The sequence below is a fragment of the Psychrobacter sp. H7-1 genome (assembly GCF_904846585.1).
In the GTDB taxonomy this organism is placed as follows: Bacteria; Pseudomonadota; Gammaproteobacteria; order Pseudomonadales; family Moraxellaceae; genus Psychrobacter; species Psychrobacter raelei.
In genome coordinates this window covers 1-24997 of sequence record NZ_CAJHBH010000044.1, presented here as the reverse complement: position 1 = coordinate 24997, position 24997 = coordinate 1, and the positions used below count along the sequence as shown (strand labels likewise).

The 24997-nt window shown below is 45.8% G+C and carries 19 protein-coding genes; 18 read left to right on the top strand and 1 reads right to left on the bottom strand.

The annotated features are described in order from the left end of the window. The first annotated feature begins 964 nt into the window (after positions 1 to 964). The 14 genes from JMX92_RS11225 (at position 965) to JMX92_RS11160 (ending at position 19539) form a co-directional block, all read left to right on the top strand. Positions 965 to 2179 carry an RtcB family protein gene (locus tag JMX92_RS11225; protein WP_201545671.1) on the top strand — a complete coding sequence of 405 codons (1215 nt, stop codon included), beginning with the start codon at positions 965 to 967 and terminating at the stop codon, positions 2177 to 2179. 309 nt (positions 2180 to 2488) lie between these two features. Beyond that, positions 2489 to 2743 carry a hypothetical protein gene (locus tag JMX92_RS11220; RefSeq protein WP_201545668.1) on the top strand — a complete coding sequence of 85 codons (255 nt, stop codon included), beginning with the start codon at positions 2489 to 2491 and terminating at the stop codon, positions 2741 to 2743. A 235-nt stretch (positions 2744 to 2978) separates the two neighbouring features. Continuing rightward, on the top strand, positions 2979 to 4844 hold the full coding sequence (locus tag JMX92_RS11215) for an ABC transporter ATP-binding protein (protein ID WP_201545665.1): 1866 nt from the start codon (positions 2979 to 2981) through the stop codon (positions 4842 to 4844). A 199-nt stretch (positions 4845 to 5043) separates the two neighbouring features. Then, positions 5044 to 5328: a pyrimidine/purine nucleoside phosphorylase gene (locus tag JMX92_RS11210; RefSeq protein ID WP_201545662.1), complete on the top strand. Its 285-nt coding sequence runs from the start codon at positions 5044 to 5046 to the stop codon at positions 5326 to 5328. 239 nt (positions 5329 to 5567) lie between these two features. Further along, a complete protein-coding gene (locus JMX92_RS11205) occupies positions 5568 to 7232 on the top strand; it encodes an AMP-binding protein (protein ID WP_201545659.1) in 1665 nt (554 codons plus the stop codon). A 94-nt stretch (positions 7233 to 7326) separates the two neighbouring features. Further along, positions 7327 to 8103: an SDR family NAD(P)-dependent oxidoreductase gene (locus JMX92_RS11200; protein ID WP_201545656.1), complete on the top strand. Its 777-nt coding sequence runs from the start codon at positions 7327 to 7329 to the stop codon at positions 8101 to 8103. Positions 8104 to 8362: 259 nt separating this feature from the next. Then, positions 8363 to 9460: a DNA topoisomerase IB gene (locus JMX92_RS11195; RefSeq protein WP_201545653.1), complete on the top strand. Its 1098-nt coding sequence runs from the start codon at positions 8363 to 8365 to the stop codon at positions 9458 to 9460. A gap of 91 nt (positions 9461 to 9551) precedes the next feature. After that, complete coding sequence (locus tag JMX92_RS11190; RefSeq protein WP_201545651.1) at positions 9552 to 11321, top strand: cardiolipin synthase; 1770 nt, start codon at positions 9552 to 9554, stop codon at positions 11319 to 11321. A gap of 111 nt (positions 11322 to 11432) precedes the next feature. Then, positions 11433 to 13064, top strand: a complete 1632-nt coding sequence (locus tag JMX92_RS11185) for a 3-deoxy-D-manno-octulosonic acid transferase (protein WP_201545649.1) — start codon at positions 11433 to 11435, stop codon at positions 13062 to 13064. Next, complete coding sequence (locus tag JMX92_RS11180) at positions 13061 to 13774, top strand: 16S rRNA (uracil(1498)-N(3))-methyltransferase (protein WP_201545647.1); 714 nt, start codon at positions 13061 to 13063, stop codon at positions 13772 to 13774. The genes JMX92_RS11185 and JMX92_RS11180 overlap by 4 nt, the downstream gene beginning before the upstream one ends. A gap of 124 nt (positions 13775 to 13898) precedes the next feature. Continuing rightward, positions 13899 to 15191: an ABC transporter substrate-binding protein gene (locus JMX92_RS11175; RefSeq protein WP_110816381.1), complete on the top strand. Its 1293-nt coding sequence runs from the start codon at positions 13899 to 13901 to the stop codon at positions 15189 to 15191. Positions 15192 to 15342: 151 nt separating this feature from the next. Beyond that, positions 15343 to 16461 carry an extracellular solute-binding protein gene (locus tag JMX92_RS11170; protein WP_193564698.1) on the top strand — a complete coding sequence of 373 codons (1119 nt, stop codon included), beginning with the start codon at positions 15343 to 15345 and terminating at the stop codon, positions 16459 to 16461. A gap of 122 nt (positions 16462 to 16583) precedes the next feature. Beyond that, complete coding sequence (locus JMX92_RS11165) at positions 16584 to 18185, top strand: ABC transporter permease (protein ID WP_201545645.1); 1602 nt, start codon at positions 16584 to 16586, stop codon at positions 18183 to 18185. A 136-nt stretch (positions 18186 to 18321) separates the two neighbouring features. Then, positions 18322 to 19539, top strand: coding sequence for an ABC transporter ATP-binding protein (locus JMX92_RS11160; protein WP_201545643.1), 1218 nt, complete (start codon positions 18322 to 18324; stop codon positions 19537 to 19539). A gap of 67 nt (positions 19540 to 19606) precedes the next feature. Here the strand turns inward: JMX92_RS11160 and JMX92_RS11155 are convergent, their stop codons facing one another. Next, positions 19607 to 20410, bottom strand: coding sequence for a methyltransferase domain-containing protein (locus JMX92_RS11155; protein ID WP_110816382.1), 804 nt, complete (start codon positions 20408 to 20410; stop codon positions 19607 to 19609). 364 nt (positions 20411 to 20774) lie between these two features. Here JMX92_RS11155 and gyrA point away from each other — a divergent pair, with 364 nt between their 5' ends. From gyrA to JMX92_RS13780, 4 genes are all read left to right on the top strand, one after another. Then, complete coding sequence (gene gyrA, locus JMX92_RS11150; RefSeq protein ID WP_201545641.1) at positions 20775 to 23474, top strand: DNA gyrase subunit A; 2700 nt, start codon at positions 20775 to 20777, stop codon at positions 23472 to 23474. Between the two features lie 101 nt (positions 23475 to 23575). Next, on the top strand, positions 23576 to 24280 hold the full coding sequence (locus JMX92_RS11145; RefSeq protein WP_201545639.1) for a glutathione S-transferase: 705 nt from the start codon (positions 23576 to 23578) through the stop codon (positions 24278 to 24280). Beyond that, positions 24270 to 24488, top strand: coding sequence for a hypothetical protein (locus JMX92_RS11140; protein WP_011960148.1), 219 nt, complete (start codon positions 24270 to 24272; stop codon positions 24486 to 24488). The genes JMX92_RS11145 and JMX92_RS11140 overlap by 11 nt, the downstream gene beginning before the upstream one ends. 390 nt (positions 24489 to 24878) lie before the next feature. Beyond that, positions 24879 to 24997, top strand: a 119-nt coding sequence (locus JMX92_RS13780) for a helix-turn-helix domain-containing protein (protein ID WP_227675359.1), incomplete at its 3' end; no start/stop codon positions are given.

Here is a 24997-nt window from a genome sequence, read left to right as displayed (position 1 = left end):
CCATTCTTCTTGGTGTGTTTATCATGACAAAAAGGGCAGTTTTTTGATTCATGGCTTTGATTCCTTGCAAATATAGACAGTATATAGCGTTAGACACTACGCCAGCATGAATAATGTCCATTACACCTATTTAGATAATTATTGTATAGGCTTTTTCATGTTCAAATAAGCCCAAGTTCGATGCATGTATATCGCACCAATCACGAACAGAATACGTATGGTAAGTACACCATGAAGTACACTGTGGCTATCTCAGTAGGTTAAAAGATTTATACCATTAGCCTACAGCCTAAAGTTCAAGTCCTCACTAGGGACTTAAATCTTCGCTAAGTACACTAAGACTATCTTATTCAAACCATTGTTGCTATTAGCTTAACTTATACCATATTTAAAATAGCATTTTAGTACAAACTTTTAAGCTCAGCTCATCAGTAATTTGCGGTTAACTTGATTGTCCCGTATAATACCACTCACTTTATCAACCCAAGCCATGACACACGTGTGTATTTGGCCACAACCTACGGAGGAATCAGTATGTATTTGTTGCAAAAAACTGTGTTACAGATGACGCAAAACACAATGAGTGATGACCTCGGTAAGGTTGTTGTTAGCTTGAGCTAAGCTTATCCTACCTCGATCATTTCTCTAGACCAATCACTGGTCACATCCAATTTGCATTGTCTTAACTCATTGACCTTAGGTTAATGGGCTTTTTGCGTCTGTCATTTAGCACAGTCTCCCCCTCTATATTGTGACTTACGTGACGCAAAGCACAGTATTTAATATTTAGAGGCGACTGGGTGTATTTTGTGAAGCCTCTGGAACTACCGTACAGCAAGCGAACAAATAATACCCAGTCGCGATAACGCTTAATACAAAAAACATATTCAAAACGAATAAGTTTGGTTGAACAAGTCTATGGTTCTAAACCGCTTATTCGACTAAAAATAAAGGTAATAACAAAATGGGCATACAGCTAATTTTGAATGAAAACAGTAAAAAGGGTGTACCCGTTAAGGTATATATCCAAGATATCGCACAAGAGGCGATACAGCAATTACGTAATATGGCGCAGCTAGAATTTGTGCATTCGCACATCGCAGTGATGCCAGATGTACACGTGGGCAAAGGCGCAACGGTGGGCAGCGTGATTCCGACCAAATCCGCCATTATCCCTGCAGCAGTTGGGGTGGATATCGGCTGTGGTATGAATGCGGTGCGTACCTCGCTAACAGCCAGTGATTTGCCAGACAGTCTAAGAGCGGTGCGCTCAGCGATTGAGAAGCAAGTGCCGGTTGGCTTTAATATGCACAATCAAATCACAGCCAAAGCCTCAACCCTTGATCCGCTCGGCAAGCGATTAAAGCCGATTACCGATAAGCACCCGGGATTGCTTAAAATGCTCAAAGGTTTTGAGCGTACTTGGGCCAAACAGCTGGGTACGCTTGGTGGCGGTAACCACTTTATCGAGATATGTCTTGATGAAAACAACGATGTGTGGGTGATGTTGCACTCGGGTAGCCGTGGTATTGGTAACTGTATCGGCCGCTACTTTATTAATTTGGCCAAAAAAGAGCATCAATCACGCTTTGGTCATGTGCCTGGCAAAGATTTGTCCTATTTTGCTGAAGGTTCAAGCAGCTTTGATGATTATGTCGAAGCGGTGCAGTGGGCACAGGATTATGCGGTGCAAAACCGTAAAGAGATGATGCGCTTGGTGTTAAATGCGATGCAGTCGAAGCAGGCAGGATTACCGCCCTTTACCCTGACCAAAGAAGCCATCAACTGTCACCACAACTATGTGGAACAAGAGACGCATTTTGGCGAAAACGTCTATGTCACTCGCAAAGGCGCTATCAGTGCTTACGAGGGTGAGCTGGGTATTATTCCAGGTTCTATGGGTGCTAAGTCGTTTATTGTGCGAGGTCTTGGCAATGAAGAGTCGTTTTGCTCATGCTCACATGGGGCAGGGCGTAAGATGAGCCGAACCAAAGCATCTAAAACCTTTAGCGTTGAGGAGCTCAAAGCACAAACTGCAGGCGTCGAGTGCAAAAAAGACAAAAGCGTACTCGATGAAATCCCGGGTGCGGACAAAGACATCGATGAGGTAATGGATAACCAAAAAGATTTGGTTGAGGTGGTGCATACTTTAAAACAGGTGCTGTGTGTGAAGGGATAGTTATTTGGACTATTTCATCCTGCTACGTTGTCAATCTCGCTTGAAGTACTCAGCGTACATCAGCACTCGATTTCCTCGTAGCAGAATAAAATAGTAGCAAATAACCCTCTATAAAAAGGAGCAGGCAGTCCCTCTCTTTACAAAAAGGAAGTTAGGAGGGGTTAAAGGCTTTTTTTAAGTTAGTCAGCAAAAGTAAGCAAAATAGGTCGCTCAACATATTAAGGAGAATAAAAATGTCATCAATTAAAAAACCAAATAACCAATTAAACAATCAGCCAAATAAAAAACTAGAAAAATTAGGACAAAACTATGAGCTTAAAACAAACATTAAAGCTGGCTAAACAGCTAGAAAATCAATCCAAAAAGAGTGATAGTAGCTCTGATAATACGGTAAACCTCAGCGCTCTAAAAGATGCAACCAAACCTCGTAATCATATTGCGTTTAACCCGCTACTTAAAAAAGGCGGCGTGCATGAAAAAGACAACATCGAAGCAGTACGTAAGAAAAAACGCCGTGAGACCAAGAAAATTCTGCGTCAAAAGGATTGGCTGTCAGAAATATAAAGGGGTTGATTGCTACTATTTCAAAGTACTGGATTTATTTCAATGTACTAGATTCCACAAATGCTCATCCTAACTGGATGGGCATTTTTATTGGTAAACAAAACTTCACATTGCGCCAATCAAACCGCATACATGCTAAGCCTTTAAATTTATTAAAATAACCGCCATTAATAGCAGGTCAATGTTAATTACCGCTTATTTATACGACTAAAATCGGCGCCAACTAAGGAGTCTCATGAGCCTATTTTTCGAAAAACTCGTCAATCCATTTCCCAAAATTGATAATCAAACCCCGCCAAATACCTTGTGGGGCTTTATTCGTTATCATAATCAGGGGTATGGCTGGGTATTTCTTGCATTAGGTGTATTAGAGGCACTGTCGGCAATGAGTGAAATTGCCATTTATGCCTTTATGGGGCAATTGGTTGATTTGCTCAGTGAGCATGACAAAGCGACCTTTTTGCAAAGCGAGATGCCAACCTTATTGGGTTATTCAGCCTTGCTACTCATAGCCATGCCACTCATTAACTATTTGCGCACCTCGCTTAGAAGCCGTACTTTAAATGGTAACCTGCCAACGAGTGTGCGCTGGCGCTCGCACCGCTACTTGCTCAATCAAGGCATGTCGTTCTTCCAAGATGAGTTTGCAGGGCGGGCGGCGACCAAGGTGATGCAAAGCAGTATGGCGGTGCGTGAAGTGACCTTGATTTCAGTCTCGGTGATGGTTTATGTACTGGTTTATTTCGGCAGTATGCTATACGTATTAACCAACCTAAATACCTGGTTTTTGGTACCTATGCTGGTGTGGCTGGGTATTTATACCGCGCTGCAATTTTATTTTAATCCTAAAGTGCGTCAGTACTCGCAAGCGCAGTCTGATGCCCGCTCGACCATGACTGGCCGTATTGTGGATGCCTATACCAATATTAATACGGTCAAGCTGTTTGCCCATACCGACAGCGAAGCAGAATACGCGCGCGACAGTATGGATACCTATTTGCAGACGGTGTATAAGCAAATGGGCACGTTATCAACCTTGATGATAACCATGACAATTTTGAACTATATCCTTATCTTTGCGACCAGTGCGCTCAGTATCTATCTGTGGCTGCATGACTTGGTTGGCCTTGGTGCGATTGCGGTTGCGGTCTCGATGGCACTAAGACTTTTAGGCATGTCACGCTGGGTGATGTTTGAGCTGACTGACTTGTTTGAAAGCTTAGGGACAGTGCGTGATGGTATGAGTTTACTCACCAAACCCTTGACCCTAACCGATAAAGCAGATGCTCAGCCGTTAGCGGTACAAGGCGCACAAGTTGATTTTAATAACGTCCGATTTAGCTATCACAGAGCAGGTATTAATGATGGCGACAGTGAGGCCGATAAAGAGTTAAGCATATTCAAAGATTTGGATTTGCATATCAAGCCAGGTGAGCGTATTGGTCTGGTCGGTCGCTCGGGTGCGGGCAAGTCAACCTTGGTGAATTTGCTACTGCGGTTTTATGATGTGCAAGGCGGTAGCATTTGTATCGACGGGCAGGATATCAGCAAAGTGGCGCAAGAAAGCTTGCGCGAGCACATTGCGATGGTGACGCAAGATACCTCGCTATTGCACCGCACCGTACGTGAAAACATCATCTATGGTAAGCCTGATGCCACAGAGGAAGAGCTACAGCACGCTATTAAACAAGCCAATGCCGATGAGTTTATTGATTCATTGGTAGATTTAAAAGGCAATACGGGGCTGGATGCGCAAGTGGGTGAGCGCGGGGTGAAATTATCAGGTGGTCAACGTCAGCGTATCGCCATTGCCCGTGTGCTATTAAAAGATGCGCCGATTTTAATTCTGGATGAAGCAACCTCAGCACTTGATAGTGAGGTGGAGGCGGCGATTCAAGAGAGCTTGGATAATCTGATGCAAAATAAAACAGTGATTGCCATTGCCCATAGACTATCGACTATTGCATCGATGGATAGACTGGTAGTGATGGATCAAGGGCGCATTATCGAGCAGGGCACGCACCAAGAGCTGCTTGCAAAACAGGGTGTTTATGCCAGTCTGTGGGAGCGTCAAACCGGTGGGTTTTTAACCGATGAGTAAAGAGGCTGACTGACGGCGAGTAAGTGATGAGTGCAAAGCGCGCACAAGCTTGGTATGACAGGTTACCCCAGCGTCAGACGTGCATCTTAAAGTGCCATCTAAGTGCGTGTATCATCGATGGGTATTGCCAAGACCCTGTAAATCCTGCTATAACACTTTGGTGTCATTGCTCTTCAATTTTTAAATCTAAGGATAATCTATGCCAAGCGTTAATCAGTATTTTGACAACAAAGTCACCTCCATTGCTTTTCAAACCGAGACCAAGCCTGCCACTGTCGGCGTGATGGAAATCGGTGAGTATGAGTTTGGTACCAGCGAGTTTGAAACCATGACAGTCGTCAGCGGTGCATTAACCGTGAAGCTGCCAGGCTCAGATGAGTTTGTGACTTATGATGCCGGTCAAAGCTTTACCATTGATGCCAATCAGAAGTTTCAGGTAAAAGTTGTGGTTGAGAGTGCTTATCTGTGTACTTATGGCAAATAAGAAGCCGCGGTAACTAAAGATAAAAAAAGATAAAAATAGCAAAGCAGCAGACCTAAGTTTGCTGCTTTTTTGTTTGGTATGTATCAGGTATATTCACTGCTTTGTATTAATGATACATTTTGTATTGAAATAAAAAGGCAAATCGGTTAATAATAGACAGGTTAATAGGATGTTAACTTAACTCTTATCCCCCAGCGCCCAATATAGGGCATGCTAGAAGATGCTAAAGGAATAGCGACATGTCACTTACTACCCCCACATCACTGAACTCTATCAGTTACGCTGAGTTTTATCAGCAGTTTGACCAACAAGACCTACTAAAACAAATATTCCAAGATCATCCTGAGGACGCGCTGAATGCTTATTTGGCATGCTGCGGCAGGCATGTGCGTAATGGCTTAGGTGATAAAGTGGCCTTGGTACATGAAGATACTAAGCAAAAAATTACTCAGCTTAGCTTCAATGAGCTAGATCAAAGAAGCGCCCAAGTGGCCAACTTGCTCAAAGCCTATGGCGTCAAAGCTGGTGATAGAGTAGCGACCATGCTACCGCGCACCCCAGAGCTGCTTATTGTGGTGTTGGCCACCTGGCGTGTCGGGGCAATTTATCAGCCTCTATTCACCGCCTTTGGGGTGGAGTCTATCGCTTATCGACTCGATAAAGCGGACACCAAGGTGGTATTTACCAATTTGGACAACCGCTCAAAATTTGATGAGATTGAAAACTTGCCTACGATGGTTTTGGTTGAAGCGCAAGCCGCCGCGGATGCTAGTGGTTACAGCGATGATATCTTTGCCAAAGCCGAGCAGTATTCTGAGGTGTGTGAGCCGGTACTACTGACCCCCGATGCGCCATTTTTACAAATGTTTACCTCAGGTACTGTGGGCAAGTCAAAAGGCGTTAGTGTGCCTTTGGCCGCTTTGCCCACTTTTTATCTGTACATGCGCTATGCCATTGACCTGCAACAAACAGATCACTACTGGAACATGGCCGATCCTGGCTGGGCTTATGGCTTGTATTATGCCATTACCGGTCCGTTATTGATGGGCATTACCACTTACTTTAATGAGATGGGTTTTGATGCCCAGAACACCCTTGATTTCCTAGTCCGACATAAAATTAGCAACATAGCTTCCTCGCCAACTGCATTTAGAATGATGAAATCCAGTGGGGTCTTTGAAGGTGTGGCGGACCAATTGTCGTTACGTGTGGCCAATTCAGCAGGTGAGACACTCAATACCGAAGTGGTGGGCTGGGTGAGCGAAAACCTAGGCTGCAAGGTCTGCGATCAATATGGTCAGACTGAGACGGGTATGACCTGCTGCATGCATCATGCGTTGCAGCATGAGGCGCCCACAGGCAGCATGGGAATGCCACTACCAGGACATAAACTGGTGGTATTAGATGCCGATATGCAACCGGTAGAAGATGGGGTGCAAGGGCAATTGGCAGTGGTGGTTAGTCAGTCGCCAGCCTTTTATTTTAATGGCTACAGCTGGAATGAAAAACAGGCCTTTTTCGATGACTATTATTTGACTGGTGATGTGGTTGAGCGTCATCAAGATGGCACGTTCTGGTTTGCCGGTCGTGATGATGATATTATCATTACCGCAGGCTACCGCATTGGGCCCACCGATGTGGAAAACTGTGTGATGGAGCACGAAGCTGTGGCAGAATCGGCTGCTGTGGGAGTTCCGGATGAGATGCGTGGCCATGTCATCAAATCTTATGTGGTGTTAAAAGAGGGCATTGATGGCTCAGAAGATTTGGTCAATCAAATAAAGTCTTTGGTACAAAAGCGGCTGTCAGCTCATGCTTATCCGCGTTATGTGGAGTTTGTGACGGCATTGCCGAAAACACCCAGTGGCAAAATACAGCGTTTTTTATTGCGTCAATCAAATTGATAAATATGACTAAACCTGTTTAAATAAATGCTAAAGTTGTTTGACTGTTTGTTCGAGTAATAACTCATAATTTAACCATAAAAAAGGATTTTAAATGAAGATTGCATCACAAGCTTTTATCGTAACCGGCGGCGCTTCAGGATTGGGTGCGGCCACCACACGTGAATTGGTACAACGCGGTGCCAAAGTGGTTGTTGCAGATCTAAATGCACAAGCCGGTGAGGCACTGGTTAGCGAGCTTGGTGACAGTGTGCGCTTTGTGGCCTGTGATATTACAAAAAGTGAAGATGTGGAGCATGCCGTACAGACTGCCGAAAAAGAGTTTGGCGGGCTAGCTGGCAGTATCAACTGTGCTGGTATCGCGATCGTTCAAAAGCTGCTTGATCGTGATAACAACCCAGCTGACCTTGAGCAGTTTAACAAAGGGGTTCAGGTCAATTTGATCGGTAGCTTTAATGTGGCGCGCTTAGTGGCAGCAAGTATTGCCAAACGTGTGGCGGCCAGCGGCGGTCCTAACAATGAAGATCAAGGTATTATTATCAATACCGCATCTATCGCCGCCTTTGATGGCCAAGTGGGACAAGCCAGCTATGCCTCCTCAAAATCTGGGGTAGTGGGCTTGACCCTGCCTTTGGCACGTGAGCTGACTCGCCATGGTATTCGTGTGATGACCATTGCACCAGGTATTTTTGAAACCCCCATGATGGCAGGTTTACCAGAAAAGGCGCAAGAGCAGCTTAAAGCAAGCGTACCTTATCCCAAACGTTTGGGCATGCCTGCAGAGTACGCCAATTTGGTCGCTCATATTATTGAAAATGCCTACCTTAACGGTGAGGTAATTCGTCTTGATGGTGCCATTCGTATGACCTAATAGGCGATGATAATGAGCGTCTAAAATTAGCCCAGTGTCGATAATAAGCTGTCTTCTTAACCGAAGGCGGCTTTTTTTGTGTGTTAAGGGGTTCACTTACACCAAGTAACAGATTCACTGCCGCCAGCTACTGTTTTAAGCGGCTTGTGCTATTTAAAATGGTAGTCGCTTTTTATAACTTATAACTTATAGCTTTATAATCTGACAGGAGTTGTATATGTCCGCTACGCCGTCCTTGTAACCGCCAAAAGCTGATACAGTGAAACAGGCCACTCAACCAAAACACAAGCAGCCAGACTCTGACTTGCGTCATGATTATGAAGCGCTGGCCAAGCAGGCGGCGTTACGTTATGTCAGTGATGAGCAGCCTGGCTTCACTCGCAAACGCTGGGGCAAAGGCTTTACTTATAAAGATGCGCTGGGCAATACGGTAAAAGACCCATCACTACGCAGCCGTTTTGATGCTTTGGCCATCCCGCCCATGTGGTCTGAGGTGTGGATTTGTGAGTATGAGGATGGGCACCTGCAATGTACAGGCCGTGACGAGAAAGGTCGTAAGCAGTATTTATATCACGAGCAGTGGAATCAGATACGCGATATGGCCAAGTTTGATGCGGTAATGGGATTTGGTAACGTGCTGCCTAAGCTGCGCGCACAAGTTGAGCAAGATCTTGCGGCGCCAGCGCTTAGCCGTGCTAACGTATTGGCGGCGGTAGTAAAACTACTTGAAACCACCTTAATTCGTATCGGCAATGACCGCTATGCTAAGCAAAACAACAGCTATGGTCTGAGCACTTTGCGCAGCCGTCATGTCACTGAGACTGAGGAGGGGCTTGCTTTTGACTTTGTCGGAAAAAGCTCTAAAGCGCATCATATTGAGCTACAAGATGAGCGTTTAGTTGACATTGTTCAGGCGTGTTCTGATTTACCAGGCTATCGTATTTTTAAATATATCGATGAAGCTGGTGAGAAGCAGGTGGTCGAGAGCGGTGATATCAATGAGTATCTGCGCACCCATACTGGTTATGAGTATAGCGCTAAAGACTTCCGCACTTGGATGGCGACGGTGCTGGCGGCCGCTTATCTATATGAGTATGCCGATGATGAGGTGCTGGCAAGTGAGCCTGACAGTAAGCTGCGTCAGCAATTGGTGGTTGATATGGTTAAAGAGGTGGCGCGTAATTTGGGCAATACGCCAAGTGTCTCGCGCCCCTCTTATATTCATCCCAAAATTATTGAGCGCTTTTTACAAGACAGCTTTATGGACGCTTATAAGCAGGGGCGGCGTGGCCGTAGCAAAAAATATCAATCGCTTGATGAAAAAGCAGTGTTGGCATTGTTAACCACAAACGAGTAATCTATCTCACTTTAATCTTGAATAGTTAGGCGTTTATAGATCAGCGCAGTACATCTTCTTTTAATGGCATTAATTTTTTAGACACTCGACCATGACTCGCTTTATTTTTGTCCCTGCGACATCGACTTCCACGTATCCGGCTTTAAGCGAAGAGCTTGAGGCGGCATCTGTGTGGCTACAGACCGTGTCGGCGGGCGACTGGGCTTGGCTTGGGGTCTCTATTCATATCACCCTAACGGTGTTTATGATCGTGCGTATCTTATCTACTCAGCGCAATAATGGGATTGCCATTGCGTGGTTGGTATTGTTATTTGCCATCCCTTTTTTGAGTATTATTGCTTATGTCTTGGTGGGTGAACCCTATTTGGGCAAAAGCTATAAATCACGTAACTCACAAGCCCAAAAAATGCTAAAGGCTGTCGCCAAACGTGAAGCGATTCAGTTGGCCAAAGTCGATGATACCTTGCCGCAGCGCTATCAAGGAGTCAGTCGTATTGGTACTTTTGATACTGGATTTGGGGTGTATGATAAGCACAAGATGCAGCTACTGACCTCAGCACAGGCCACGTTTGAGTCGCTAATTTCTGATATTAATCATGCCACCACCTTAATTTTGATGGAGTTTTATATCATTTATCCCAAAGGCCGGGTCCAAGAGGTCTTTGAGGCTTTAATTGCCGCAGCACAAAGAGGCGTGGAGTGTCAGATATTAGCAGATAGTGTGGGCAGTTTTAGCTTCTTTACTGATGACTGGCATAAGCGGCTAACGCAAGCAGGTGTGACCATCCATCAGTCGCTGCCAGTGGGGTTATTTAAGACCTTATTTAAACGTACGGACCTACGCAATCACCGCAAGATTGTGGTTATAGATGATGATATTGGCTATACCGGTAGCTTCAACTTGGTTGATCCTGAGTTTTTTAAACAAGACAAGGCGGTAGGTCAGTGGATTGACTTAATTATGCGCATTGAAAGTGAGAAACCGGTAAGTGTGGTGACCGCTTTGGCCGCAGTGAATGTGACTGATATTGGTGCTGAGAGCCTAACTAATTTAAAAGAGCTTGGCTTGCGCATTGATAACAATATTAATATTTATACACGCAAACTGTATCGTCCCAAGCCGGCCATTAATGATATAAATGATAAGGCATCGGGTTATCTATCGCGGCAAATCGCCTCTTTTAACTTAAGTGATGAATATGGTCATGACTTTAAGGCCTCTGATCAAAAAGTACAGGAGGGGGCAGACGAGAGGTTGCCGCAGAAGCTGGCAGGCTATATGCAGCAAATTGCCAACTTGCCAGCAATAGATAATGTCATGGCGCAGCTCATTCCTTCAGCGCCGCGCATTACAGAGCATGTGATTTATAACACCTTATTGACTGTGTTTCACCGCGCAGATCGACGCATTCAAATTACCACCCCCTATTTTGTCCCTGATGAGGCGCTGTTAGCGGCATTAACTACCGCGGCAAAACGAGGCGTGGAGGTGACCTTAATTTTACCCAAAAAGGTCGACTCGTTTTTTGTGCAGCATGCCTCACAAGCGTCGTACTCTATTTTGATGGAGGCTGGGGTTAATATTGCCTTATTTAATGGCGGTTTGTTGCATGCAAAGACGGTGGTGATTGATGATGACTACTGCTTATTTGGCACCGTCAATATGGACATGCGCAGCTTTTATCTGAATATGGAGATTAGCTTAGCGCTTTATACCCCAAGTATTGTGGCACAAGTGGTGCGCTGCCAGCAGGCGTATTTGACCCAGTGTGAGATGCTGGATCTGGCACACTGGGAGAGCCGGCCGACTTATAAGCGTTTATTTGATTCGGGCATACGTTTGTTTAGCCCGTTATTGTAGATATATTATTGATAGCAATCGCTATTTTAAACATTTTAAATGGGGTAAAATAACGCCTATTTTTTCCGCCATTGGTTTTATTTCTTTTTATAAGGTGATATTGGGTCGATCATGCCAGACAAAAATGCCACAACCTCCTCTGAACCACCCTCCGCCTTAAACGCAACTACTGGCCAAAATGGCCAGGCCTTATCGCCGCCTTGGTATTATACTTTAGTGATAAAGCTGTTAAAGCCGCTGTATAGGATAGCACTGTGGCGTCGGCATAATAAAGCCAATAAGACAGGTTTACCTGTGGCTGATTACAAAAGCGAGATTGATGCTCGATATGGCCGCCGCTACCCGCTGCCGCCGCGTTTGGCCACTGCCACAGAGGTCAGTGAGCGCACTTCGGCCTTTTATAACACTCTGATTTGGTGTCATGCCGTGTCACTGGGTGAGACCAATACCATTGCGCCTATGCTCAAGCAGATGCTCAAACAAGGCGCAAGGCTATGGATTACCAATACCACACAGACTGGATTTGCCCGCACTGAGGCCTTGTTTGCTGAAGCAATAGCTGCCGGTCAAGTGGTGCACACTTTTGTGCCAGTAGATGACAAGGCTGTGATCCAAAAGTTTGTGGATAATGCCAAGCCAGATTTGGCCATGTTCGTTGAGACTGAGCTGTGGGCCAATATTTTAGCGGTTCTTAAGCAATCTAATATACCGTCAGTCTTAGTCAATGCCCGCTTATCCCAAAAATCTTATGACAACTATGCCAAACATGCTGCCGTTAGTAAGGGCATGGTCCACAATTTAACTATGATTATCGCGCAAGATGCCGACTCCGCTAAGCGCTTTCGTTATCTGGGCACTGACGTTGTTAAAATCCGCCGTGCCAACTCCTTAAAATGGTCGACCGGCTCCATGCAGCCAAAACCGCTAGATCAACTGCGCAGTGAATTTGCCGCAAATACTCAGGCTCTACAGCGGCCGATTTGGGTAGCCGGCAGTACGCATGATGGCGAGGAGACTGCCGTGCTTAATGCCCATAAGCAGCTATTGACTCAGCCGCATATGGCGAACGCTTTACTTATCTTAGTGCCGCGCCATCCTGAGCGCTTTGATGCCGTGGCTGAGCTGATTGAACAGACTGGACTTAACTACCGCAGGCGCAGTGAGCAGCAACTGATTGATGCCGATACTCAAGTGTATTTGGCTGATACCATGGGGGAGCTGGGTGACTGTTATGAGCTGTCTGATGTGGCCTTGGTTGGTGGCTCTTTGGTCAATATCGGTGGTCATAATCCGATTGAAGCGGCCAGTCTGGCTAAGCCTATCATCATGGGGCCTTATACCCAGTCGTGTCATGAATTGGTGAGTGAGTTGAGCGCAGCTGGCGCCCTAGTGGTGGTAGACGCCGCTGAAGGCCATGCCCAAAAGCGCAGTAATAAACAATCAGCGACTAAAGGCAGCGATGGGGGGCAAACACCGGCGCCGCAATCGACGCTGCTGCAAGCTGTGCTTCAGTGGCTAGCCTATCCTGAGCAAGCACAGCGGGCCGGCAAACTAGGCGCGCAGCTGGTGGCCAAAAAAAGCGATGCCATGCAAAAGCAGCTAGCTATGATAGAGAGCTTATTGATTAAAAAGCAAATTGCCTTATCTGCTAAGCCAGATCCTAAACAAGAGCCGCTGGACCTTGATTACTTTAAAGTACGTACCCGCAGCGATAGCAGCGATATGGACAGTGGCGAGCTATGAACCTAATTTTATTAGATCAAGCGGAGCCATCTAGCGCTCAGACTGTACTTTGTGATCCGGCTCAAATTCAGCACATACACCAAGTGCTACAGCTGGGTGTTGGTGATCACTTAAAGGTGGGGCAAAAGCACGGAAATATAGGGACAGCTGTCATTAGCGAGATGCGCTCTGAGCAGATAATATTGACTGATATGGTGTTAACGACTGCGCCGCCGGCCAAGCTGGATTTGACTGTCATACTGGCGCTACCTCGGCCCAAAGTCTTGCGCCGCCTGATTATGGATATGACGGCTATTGGTGTGCGAGATATTGTGCTGGTAAACAGCTATCGCACCGATAAAAGTTACTGGCAAAGCCCGATGTTAACTCGCCTAGATGAGTTTGTTCACGAGGGACTGCAGCAAGGGATGGACACGGTGCCACCCAATATTTATCTAAAAAAACGCTTTAAACCCTTTGTCGAAGACGAGCTGAGCCTTTGGGCACAAGCGCAGCAGGCAGTGGTGGCCCATCCTTATGCGGCGACAAGCTTTAGCGACTGGAGTGACCGCAATGGCTTGCCACAAATTTTGTGCATAGGTGCAGAAGGTGGCTGGATTGAATATGAAATTGAGCTGCTGCACAATAATGGCTGTCATAGCGTAAACTTAGGCGATCGCATCTTGCGTACTGAGGCAGCGGTCAATGCGTTATGTGGCCGCTACTTCTAAAGCCGTTGTCGCACATATATTTTTAATAGATAAACAGGTAAGCTGCTAGGCCTATTACAGGTTAAGTATTTTAACCTTGTTTTAAATTTTCACCCCACTGTCCAAAAAATCATAGGTCTTAGCCATGTTAAACCCTGTTCGTGCCAGCCTTCCTATTTTTGCCAAAGCAACCTTGGCGCTGATGGTAGCTGCGGTCAGCTTAACTGGGCTAGTAGGGTGCTCAAGCCGCTCAGACACAGATACTGCTCAAGATAAAAAAGAGCAGCCACTGATGAGCCAAGAGCGCTTTCAGGTAGGTACCGATCTTGATATAGCCATGCTCAAGCCGCTGAGCGATGCTTATAAACAAGAGACGGGCATTAGTATCGAGTGGGTGCCTGTGGATCGGCAAGTATTCACCATACATTTTGATGAAGAGCCGCCGTTACACTTCGATGTGCAGCTGCCCAAAGGGGTGGATATGCTAATGATGCACAGCGCTTATAGCTTAGCCGATGCCAATGCCAGTCATGTGCTGCAACCGGTGGGATCAGAGAAGCTCACCACCCGAGTGCCGGCGCAATATAAAGACCCCCAAGGCCATTGGTTTGGGGTGGCCAAATATGCAAGAACCTTGGTGTATAACCGCAATAAGGTGAACGAGCCTGAGCTCATTAACTACGCTGGACTTGCCGCAAAAAAATGGTACGGCCGCTTGTGCATGACCGATATTTATAGCCCAGAAAACCAAGCGATTGCTAAAATGATGATGTCGTATCGGGGCACGAAGCTGACCCCAGAGATTTTGGCCAATTGGCAAACCAATATGGGCCGCCCCTCAGCCAGTAATGAGGACATCTTAAAAAATATAGAGCAAGGCCGCTGTGATGTGGGTATTGTCGACAGCGATGTGTTCTGGCACCATGCCAAAACCCATCCCGACACACCCATTCGCTTAATGTGGGCCAATCAAATTAACCGCGGCACCCTGACTAATACCATTAGTATCGGTATGATTGATGAGGGTGAAGAGGTGGGTCAGGCATTGAGATTTATGGAGTGGTTGGTCAGTGACCGCGGGCAAGCATTATTGGCTTTTTATACCAGTGCCTTTCCTGTGGTGGATATCAAGGATGACAGTATAAATATGCAGGCGCTGCGTCCTGAGTGGACTGAGTTTGAACCAGACCTCACGGCGTTGCCGGACATTATTGCCAATCACAGCAAAATTGAGCCACTTAAAATGGAGCCTGAGCCGGTGCTTGAAGATAAAGCCGGCGCTGCTGCTAGCACCAAAGACAATAGCGAGGCCGAAGCAGCGGTACAAAACGATTTAACCCAGGCTTCTAAACAGGCTGCCTTACAGCGTACACAGGCTGCCCAATCTGAGGCAGCAGGGGGTACTACGCCGCCTATAGTGATGCAAAATGTAGAGTAAAGCGGCTCAATGGGATAAGGTTTTAAATGAGATTGGTTAGTTATTGATAATTGTTACTATTTGTATTAAGATGCCAATCTGTGTTTAATTACAGGATTGTAACAAACACAGTTTAGACCAAACTAAAAATCAATTCTCTAAAGAGGCCAAAATGGGTACAGATAGACAAGTAACAGCAGTAGCACATTCAGGAGTAACAAAATACTCATTACTGAGTGCAGCTGTGATTGGTGCATTGGCATTAACTGGATGTAATAAGCCTGCAGATCAAACTCAAACTACTGAAACCGAAAACAGCGCAGAAGTGGCACCCACTGCTGACGCCAAAACTGTAACCATTTACTCCTCACGCAATGAGCAGCTTATCCAGCCTTTATTAGATGAGTTTACTAAAGAAACGGGTATTCCCGTAGAGCTTGTGACTGATGACAGCGGCCCACTTATGGCGCGTTTGCAAGCAGAAAGCACCAATACCCCCGCCGATATGCTATTGACTGTAGATGCCGGTAACTTATGGCAAGCTGCGCAGCAAGGCCTACTACAGCCTCTAAACTCTGAAGTTGTGAACAGCAATGTCCCTGCAAAATACCATTCAGTAGATGACTTATGGACTGGTCTCTCCCTGCGTGCACGTACTATTTTTTATGATCCAGCCAAAGTAAACCCAAGCGACTTATCTACTTATGCAGATCTTGCTGATCCAAAATGGAAAGGCAAATTGTGCCTTCGCACCTCCAAAAAAGTATATAACCAGTCTTTAGTCGCCAGCATGATTGAGCATTTAGGCGCTCAAAAGACCGAAGAAATTGTGAAAGGCTGGGTGGCAAACTTAGCCGCCCCTGTGTTTAGTAATGATACCAAGCTGTTAGAAGCCATTGCCGCCGGTCAATGTGAAGTTGGTATTGCAAATAGCTACTACTATGGCCGTATCTTGGATGAAAACCCAAGCTTCCCTGTAAAACTATTTTGGGCCAACCAAGGGGAAGGCGCTGAAGCAACTGGTACACATGTGAACGTATCGGGTGCAGGTATTATCAAATCCTCTGATAACGTAGAGGGCGCTCGTAAGCTGATTGAGTGGTTATCATCAGATACCGCCCAAGGCAAATACGCCAGCAGTGATAAAGAATTCCCAGTAAAAGAAGGGATTGATGAGTCAGACATGTTGCGCTCATGGGGCAGCTTCAAGCAAGACGACATCAATGTGAGCATCTTTGGCCAGCGTCAAGCTGAAGCGGTTCAATTAATGGATCGTGCAGGATACGAATAACCTATTATTGACATTAAAATAGTAGCAAGATTGTGACACTGCGCTAGAGAGAAAACCAAAATCAGTGCTAAAGTCAAAGGGCAGTGTTCACCGCTTGTCCTAGGGCTTGGCAATAGGGTTTTATGAAAGCAACTATCTCTAAAGGGTCCTTAATAGCGAAATCAATCTTAGTATTGGTTTCGCTATTTATGTTGATACCTGTCTTTATTGTTATGCGCTCTTGGCTTGAGCCCATGGCTGATATCTGGAAGCATTTGGCAGATTATGTACTGCCACAAGTACTCAAAAACACCGCCTTAATCTTATTACTTGTCACGTTGATTGCGGGTAGTTTAGGTACTTATTTGGCGTGGCTGACCAGCATGTATCGCTTTACCGGACAGAAGTTTTTTGTTTGGGCTTTAATGCTACCCTTTGCTATTCCTGCTTATGTGCTGGCCTTTGTTAGTGTTGGGCTCTTTGATTATAGCGGCGTGCTACAGACCACTTTAAGAGAGCTGAATATAACGGGCGCACTTGGGGCACAAATTCGTAGTGTCTGGGGCGCCGGAATTATCTTATCACTGGTATTTTATCCTTACGTGTATCTGCTGGCGCGGCAAGCCTTTTTATCCCAAGGCCAGCGTGCATTAGAGGCCGGACAAATGCTGGGACTTACCCGCAGACAGGCCTTTTTTAAAGTGGCACTACCACAGGCCATGCCTTGGATTGTGGGTGGTTTGCTGCTGACGTGGATGGAGACTTTGGCAGACTTTGGTGCGGTCTCAGTATTTAATCTAGATACCTTTACTACAGCCATTTACAAAGCTTGGTTTGGCTTCTTTAGCTTAACCACAGCTGCCCAGCTGGCCGCCTTGCTTATCATTACTGTGTTTTTAATTTTGATAATCGAGCGCTATTGGCAAAAAAAACGCAGCTATTTACCCAGCGCTGGCCATCGTCAGCGTGAAGAGCTTACCGGACTGCGTAATCTATGGGCCTTTGGCTTTAGCCTGCTTATCTTTATTTTGGCTTTTGGCTTACCGATGACTCAGCTTATCGTCTGGGTGATAAAAAACTATCACATAGATCTAGATGAGCGCTATTGGGGCTTTGTAAAAAATACCTTGGTGATAGCAGGCGCTACGGCCATCGCCATTGCGTTAGTTGCGCTATTGATAGCTTGGATGCTGCGTCAATACCCAAGCCGCAGCAATCAGCTGTTGGTATCCTTGGCCAACTTGGGCTATGCCGTCCCAGGCACGGTACTGGCAGTGGGGGTGTTTATTCCCATTGCTTGGATAGATAATTTATTAATTGCCCAGCACATTACCACCACTCAAGTGGTCAGTGGCAGTGTGATTGTCATGCTATGCGCTTTGGCCACCCGGTTTATGACGGTAGGCTTTCAGCCGATAGACCGCCAGTTGAATCGCTTAACGCCAAGTCAAGAGCAGGCGGCACAGCTATTGACCACCAACCGCTTGCAACGCTGGCGCCAGGTATATTTACCAGTGATTAGTCCTGGGGTATTTACTGCGCTGATTATGGTGTTTGTTGAGGTTACCAAAGAGATGCCAATTACGCTGATGACACGCCGCCAAGGCTGGGATACCTTGGCAGTGCGGGTTTTTGAGATGACCTCTGAGGGGATGTATGAACGGGCCGCATTGCCAAGCTTAACCATCGTCTTGGTGGGATTGATTCCGGTTATTTTGTTAATTCGTCAATCGGATAAAACCTAGCAGTGCTGCATAAAGCTTGGGTGACTCTAAGCCTTGATTTCTTCAAATATCAATAAGTTAGCTGTCTTAGAAGTAACTTGTTAGTGTGACAACCTTCTTATTAAGATAAATAGCCTAAGCAAAACGGTGGATAACTATGCAAACCAGCCCCAATCGCAGTGTGAATCATTCTTTTGAAAATGTGAGCCATGAGGACAGTGCAGATTATTTAGTGCTTGATAATATCAGTGTCAGCTTTGGTCATACTAAGGTGGTAAAGTCATTATCGATGCGTTTGAACCAAGGCGACATCGGCTGTTTGCTTGGGTTTAGTGGCTGTGGTAAGACCACGGCTTTGCGTGCCATCGCTGGTCTTGAGCAGCCGCATCAAGGTAGGGTGGTGCTCAATGGCAAAACCTTAACTGATATTAATCAAGGTAAGGTTACTGTACAGGTTATGCCAGCTAAGCGTGATATGGGTATGGTGTTTCAAGACTATGCACTGTTTAGCCATCTGACAGTCAGTGAAAATATTGGCTTTGGTTTACACCGCTGGAGCAAGGCAGATAAGGCGGCACGTATACAAGAGATGCTAGAGTTGGTGGAACTGACTGAACACGCCAACAAGCGTATCAATCAGCTCTCAGGTGGTCAGCAGCAGCGCATTGCTTTAGCGCGCGCTTTGGCGCCTAAGCCTGAGCTGTTATTACTTGATGAGCCATTTTCAAACCTAGATATGATGCTGCGTGAGTCATTAGCAGCCAAGGTGCGAGACATCCTAAAGCGCACCCATACCACGGCCATCTTAGTCACCCACGATCAGCATGAAGCCTTTGCTATTGCTGATAAAATTGGGGTGATGCATAACGGTAAGCTTGCACAGTGGGCCACCCCTGATGAGCTGTATCATGAGCCCAGCAGTCCATTTATCGCCGAGTTTATCGGGGAGGGGGCCATGATTGATGGGGTCATTGAACAAGGTGTTATCAAGACTGCACTGGGGGATATTAAGCGCTATCCTGAGCCGATTCATGCCACTCATAAAGGCTTTGACTATGATACTTATTTTAGCCAAGGTGAGGTGTGTGAGTATGACTTTCCTAATGGCACCAAGATTAAAGTGCTCATTCGCCCAGATGACATAGTACATGATGATCATAGCCCTCAGCATGCCATGGTAGTAGAGCGGGTGTTTCGCGGTGCCAACTTCTTATATCGTCTGCGTTTGGATAATGGCGAGGAAGTGCTGTCTTTGGTTTCAAGCCACCATGATCACCCCGTGGGCGCAGACATAGGGTTTCGGCCGCTAATGGCGCATGTGGTATTGTTCCAAGGTGATAATTTAGAAGACATGACCACGTGGCAGCGTATCTAATGGCTGACACACTAATTAATTCATTCATTAATCGCAAACTGGTTAATCACAAACTAGATACTGACAGTTAAGCATCAAAAGAGGCCTGAACATGCAGGTAACGCCCCAGCCATTTATAAGGGGTTTGATCTGAATAGCGCAACTCCATCTCAATCACAGCCTCAGGATTGGTGTGACCACCACGTTTTAGCGGCGCATAGTCATGAAACACACGCAGCCCGCTTACTTTATCAATCATAAAGCCTTGCGCCTTTAGCCAAGCGTCAGCTTCTTCATAGCTGACGGGGTTATTGGGCGTCAGGCTTTTTTTGTTGTCTGATTTGAAATTGGGGTTATTGAGCAAGTTAAAATTGCCCATAATCAGATTGCGGTATATGAAGCTTGCGGGGTTATAAAAGCACAGCGACAGTACGCCGGTGGGCGCAAGCCACTGCGCAAAAAATGGCATAATCTGTTGCGGCTCAGCCAACCATTCAAGCAGCGCATGACACAAAATCAAGTCATAGCTTTGTTTGTTGTGCTCCCCAAGCAAGTCCTCAAGCTGTTGATAGGGGCAGACTAACCAGTTTACTTGAGTCAACACGCCCAATTGTTCAGCACTTTTTTTGGCCTCAGTGAGCATGTTGTCTGAGATGTCATTGATCGTAACCATGTGACCTTGAGCGGCCAGCTGCAATGACAACTGAGCCAATCCAGCTCCCACATCAAGTATTTTTAACGGCCGCTTTAACTGAGCGGATAGCTGCTCGACTGTCTGAGCCAAGTCGCGCTTGAGCACTGCCAGACGAATCTCCCCTTTTAAGCCGCCATAGACTTTTTTGACAAAATGCTCGGTAATGGGATCAAAGTTACGGTCTTTATCTGCACTCATGTCAACTTAGCCTTTATCAAAAATAGGGGATAAAATGGGGTTAAAAAACCATAGATTGTAACCAAGTTAGCAGAATTTACCAACAAATATCCTATGCTTTTTGACGCAGGCTTAGAAGGTGTTTTTTTTCTGGCTGAAAATCACTGAATTTGGCAAGGGTTTTGGAGTTAATGTCAGTCAAATCGCCCGCTTGAGCGTAATTTATGCTAAAATACAGCAGGTAATTATTAGCATAAAAATTTAAAAAATAGTTTGCAGTTGTCCTCATAAAATTCGTGATTGCCGGGCTAAAAAACCAAGCCAAACTTCATGCTAAAAAATCACGCCCAAAAATGAGATCAGCTGCTAACATGGAGATGTATGTATGAGTGATTCGGTCAGTCCCATTGCCATCGTAGATGAGATGAAGCAATCCTACCTTGATTATGCGATGAGCGTTATTGTGTCTCGAGCATTACCTGATGTGAGAGACGGGCTGAAACCTGTGCATCGCCGTATCATGTACGCCATGCATCAGCTGTCAAACGACTACAATAAACCCTATAAAAAATCGGCCCGTGTGGTCGGTGACGTAATCGGTAAATATCACCCTCATGGTGATACTGCAGTGTATGATGCCATTGTGCGTATGGCGCAGGACTTTAGTCTTCGCTATCCTATGGTTGACGGTCAAGGTAACTTTGGTTCTATCGATGATGACCCTGCTGCAGCGATGCGTTATACCGAAGTTCGTATGACCAAGCTGACGCATCAAATGCTGGGTGATTTGGACAAAGATACTGTCGATTGGGAAGACAACTACGACGGCTCTGAGCGTATGCCAAGCGTTCTGCCTGCTCGTATCCCGAACCTATTGGTTAACGGTGCAACCGGTATTGCGGTTGGTATGGCCACCAACATGGCGCCACACAACTTAACTGAAGTATTAAATGCTTGCTTGGCCTATGCCGACAACCCCAATATCTCAAGTGAAGAGCTGACCAATTACATCTCTGGACCTGACTTTCCTACCGGTGGCATTATCTATGGCCGCTCAGGTATCGTTGATGCATACCGTACCGGTAAAGGCCGCTTACACATTCGTGGTCGCTATCATATTGAGCCGATGAGCGATACGGGTGTTAACCGTGATCGTGAGCGCATTGTATTTACCGAAATTCCTTATCAGTCTAACAAAGCCAAACTGATTGAGCGCATCGCAGAATTGGTTCGTGATAAAAAGATTGAGGGTATCTCTGAGATTCGTGATGAGTCTGATAAAGATGGTATGCGCATTGCCATTGACCTGCGCCGCGGTGAAGTGGCCGAAGTTATCGTCAATAACTTATTCTTGCAGACCCCACTTGAGTCAAGCTTTAGCATTAACATGGTGGCCTTAGATAATGGCCAGCCAAAGCTTATGACCTTGCGTCAACTGATTGCCGCTTTCGTGCGTCACCGCCAAGAAGTGGTCACCCGCCGCACCATATTTGAATTAAATAAAGCCAAAGCCCGTGGTCATTTGTTAGAAGGTTTGACCGTAGCGCTGGCCAATATCGATGACATCATCGCGACTATCAAAGAGTCGGCCAACCGCGGTGAAGCTCGTGAGAAGCTATTGGCTCAGATTTGGGATTCAGGAACAGTTGTCGCTATGCTACAGGCAGCGGGCCGTGGCACGCTAGCGGCGGGTGACCTACGCTCAGTACGCCCTGAATACATTGAGGGTGAGGATTTAAAAAATCCGTTTGGCCTGATTGATCAAGGCAATAATTACCGTCTATCGCTTGAGCAGGTCAATGCTATCTTAGAGATGCAGCTGCATCGTCTAACTGGTCTTGAGCAAGATAAATTAACCGAAGAGTATCAAGACTTATTGCGTCAAATCGCTGAGCTTGAATCTATTTTGGCAGATTTTGATAAGCTGATGATGGTTATCAAAAATGAAATGCTTGAGATTTTAGAGAACTTCGGTGATGAGCGACGTACTGATATTGTTGACTCACGTACCGACTTTAGCCGTGAAGATTTAATCCCAGAGCAAACTGTGGTATTAACCGTATCTCGTACCGGCTACGCTAAGACTCAGCCTATTAGCGATTATGTGGCACAAAAACGTGGTGGTAAGGGTAAATCTGCCACAGCGATGAAAGAAGATGATGTGATCGATCACTTAGTGGTCACCTCAACGCACGCCACGGTACTTTGCTTTACCGATAACGGCCGAGTGTTTAGCTTACGCGGCTTTGAAGTGCCGATTGCCAGCCGCGGTGCCCGTGGTCGCCCCTTAGTCAATATTATTGGGCTTGAGCCAGATGAAATTGTCACCACCATCTTACCGATTCCGAATTTATCAGAAGAAATTGACAGCCATTTTGTGTTCTTTGCCACAGCGAACGGTACCGTTAAACGTGTCGAATTGTCACAATTTGCCAACATTCGCTCAAACGGCCTGATTGCTATTGGCCTAGAAGAGGGTGATAAGCTGGTGTCTGCACGCATTACCAACGGCGAGCAACAAGTGATGCTGTTTGCCTCAAGTGGTAAAGCCATCCGCTTTGATGAAAATGATGCCCGCGTTATGGGACGTATTGCCAAAGGCGTACGCGGTATGCGTATTGCAAATGATGAGTTTATCAAGTCGCTGGTAGTCATCGAAGAGGATGTGCAAGAGATTTTGATTGCTTGTGAAAATGGCTATGGTAAACGTACCCCTGTTGATGAGTTTAATGCCCAAAACCGTGGCGGCGGTGGTGTGATTGCCATCAAGACCAGTGAACGTAACGGCGCACTCGTTCGTGCCACTAAGGTTCAGCCAGAAGATGATATTATCTTAATCTCTAACAAAGGTACTTTGGTGCGTACCCCCGTGGCTCAAGTAGCAACATCAGGTCGTAACACGCAAGGGGTTACCTTAATCCGTTTATCTAAGGATGAAGCCTTAGTGGCCATGGCACGAGTTGAAGATACCGGTGAAGAAGATGAGCTGGTTGAAGCAATGATTGAAGATGGCTTATTGACCGGTGACGTACTTGACGCGGATAAAGACAGTGACATTGTGGACCACTCTGATACTCTAGAGTAGTTAGCTTGAGTAACAAAACAGTGCTATGACAACCCGCTTAGAGTGTATAGAATGCCGGCATAATCTGTCGGCATTTTTTATTTCATAATCAAGGATCGCTTATGTCTGATTTACATTTACATCACTTACAAAAGTCACGTTCGTTTCGTATTTTATGGCTTCTAGAAGAGCTGGGTGTGCCGTATCAACTGACCAGTTATGAGCGCAATAAATCTTTTTTAGCGCCTAAGAGCTTAGAGCGTATCCATCCTGTCGGCAAATCGCCGATTCTTGAAGTAAAAGGATTGGATCCTAAGCACCCTGATAACAGCACTGCTTTAATCGAATCTGGGCACATCATAGATTACCTCATGGCCAAATATGATACCAATTATGAGCTGCATCCAAAAACTGATACCGATGATGCCGCTTGGCGTGACTATGACTTTTGGATGCATTATGCCGAAGCGTCTGCCATGCCAGCCTTGGTCATGCGCTTGGTATTTTCAAAAGTAGTGGAGCGCTCTCCGGCCCTAATTAAGCCCATCGCTAAAGGGATTCGTAAGCAAGTAGAAGCCTCTATGATTACTAAAAATGTTAATAATTCGCTAGAATTGGTCGAACAAACCTTATCGAATAATCAGTTTTTTGCAGGGAGCGAGTTTACGGCAGCGGACATTCAGATGGCATTTTTTGTTGAAGCGGCCAACTCAGGCGCAGGCCTTGATGAGGTGCGTTATACCAGTACTTTAAACTGGTTAAAGCGTTGCCAAGGTCGTCCGGCCTATAAAGCGGCAGTGGCAAAAGGAGGTAAGCTTGAGTTCTAAGCGTCAACACTCTCAATTGCACTCTGATGTACCCCAAAAACCGGAACTGCTCAAAAACAGCAAAATAAAGATTTTTGTTTTATTACTTTGTGTCGTCAGCTTCTATGCTGGGTGGCAAGCCAGCCGTTCGCACTTGGTCAAAGAGTGTCAGATGGCCGGTGCCCAAACTAGCGTTGAGCAAGGTCTGGTTTATTGTAAAATGCCTTAACAGCTGGACAAACAGATTTGGGTAAAAAATTACCTAAATGATTGTTAAAATGACGAATATTGGGTGCTATGCCCTAAACCTGCGTTCCTTTTTTATGAAGGGTTCGCAGGTTTTTTTTGGTCAAAATATTGAAAAAAACACAGCTAAATCTTATATATAACACCAATTACCCCTTGGTCATCGAAAAAATTTGACATTGTTAAAAAACAAATAGAGATGACTTGAAAAGCTAAGACCCTAGCTGCATATATATAACAGAACAAAGCAATTTAATACCAAACCCAAAATATATAGTATAGTCTACTGATGACCATACCAATACATAACCTAGAAGACCATGACTTTGGCAAACACTCAAAGACTGAGCGCAATCCCAGAGCCTGACTACGCCTGCTCATCTTATACCAATACAGTATGGGCAAAGCCACTAAAGATATTGCCAAAGACCTCTGCATACATCCTGAAACTGCCAGACGTACATTGAAGCGATATCATGAACGAGGACTTGA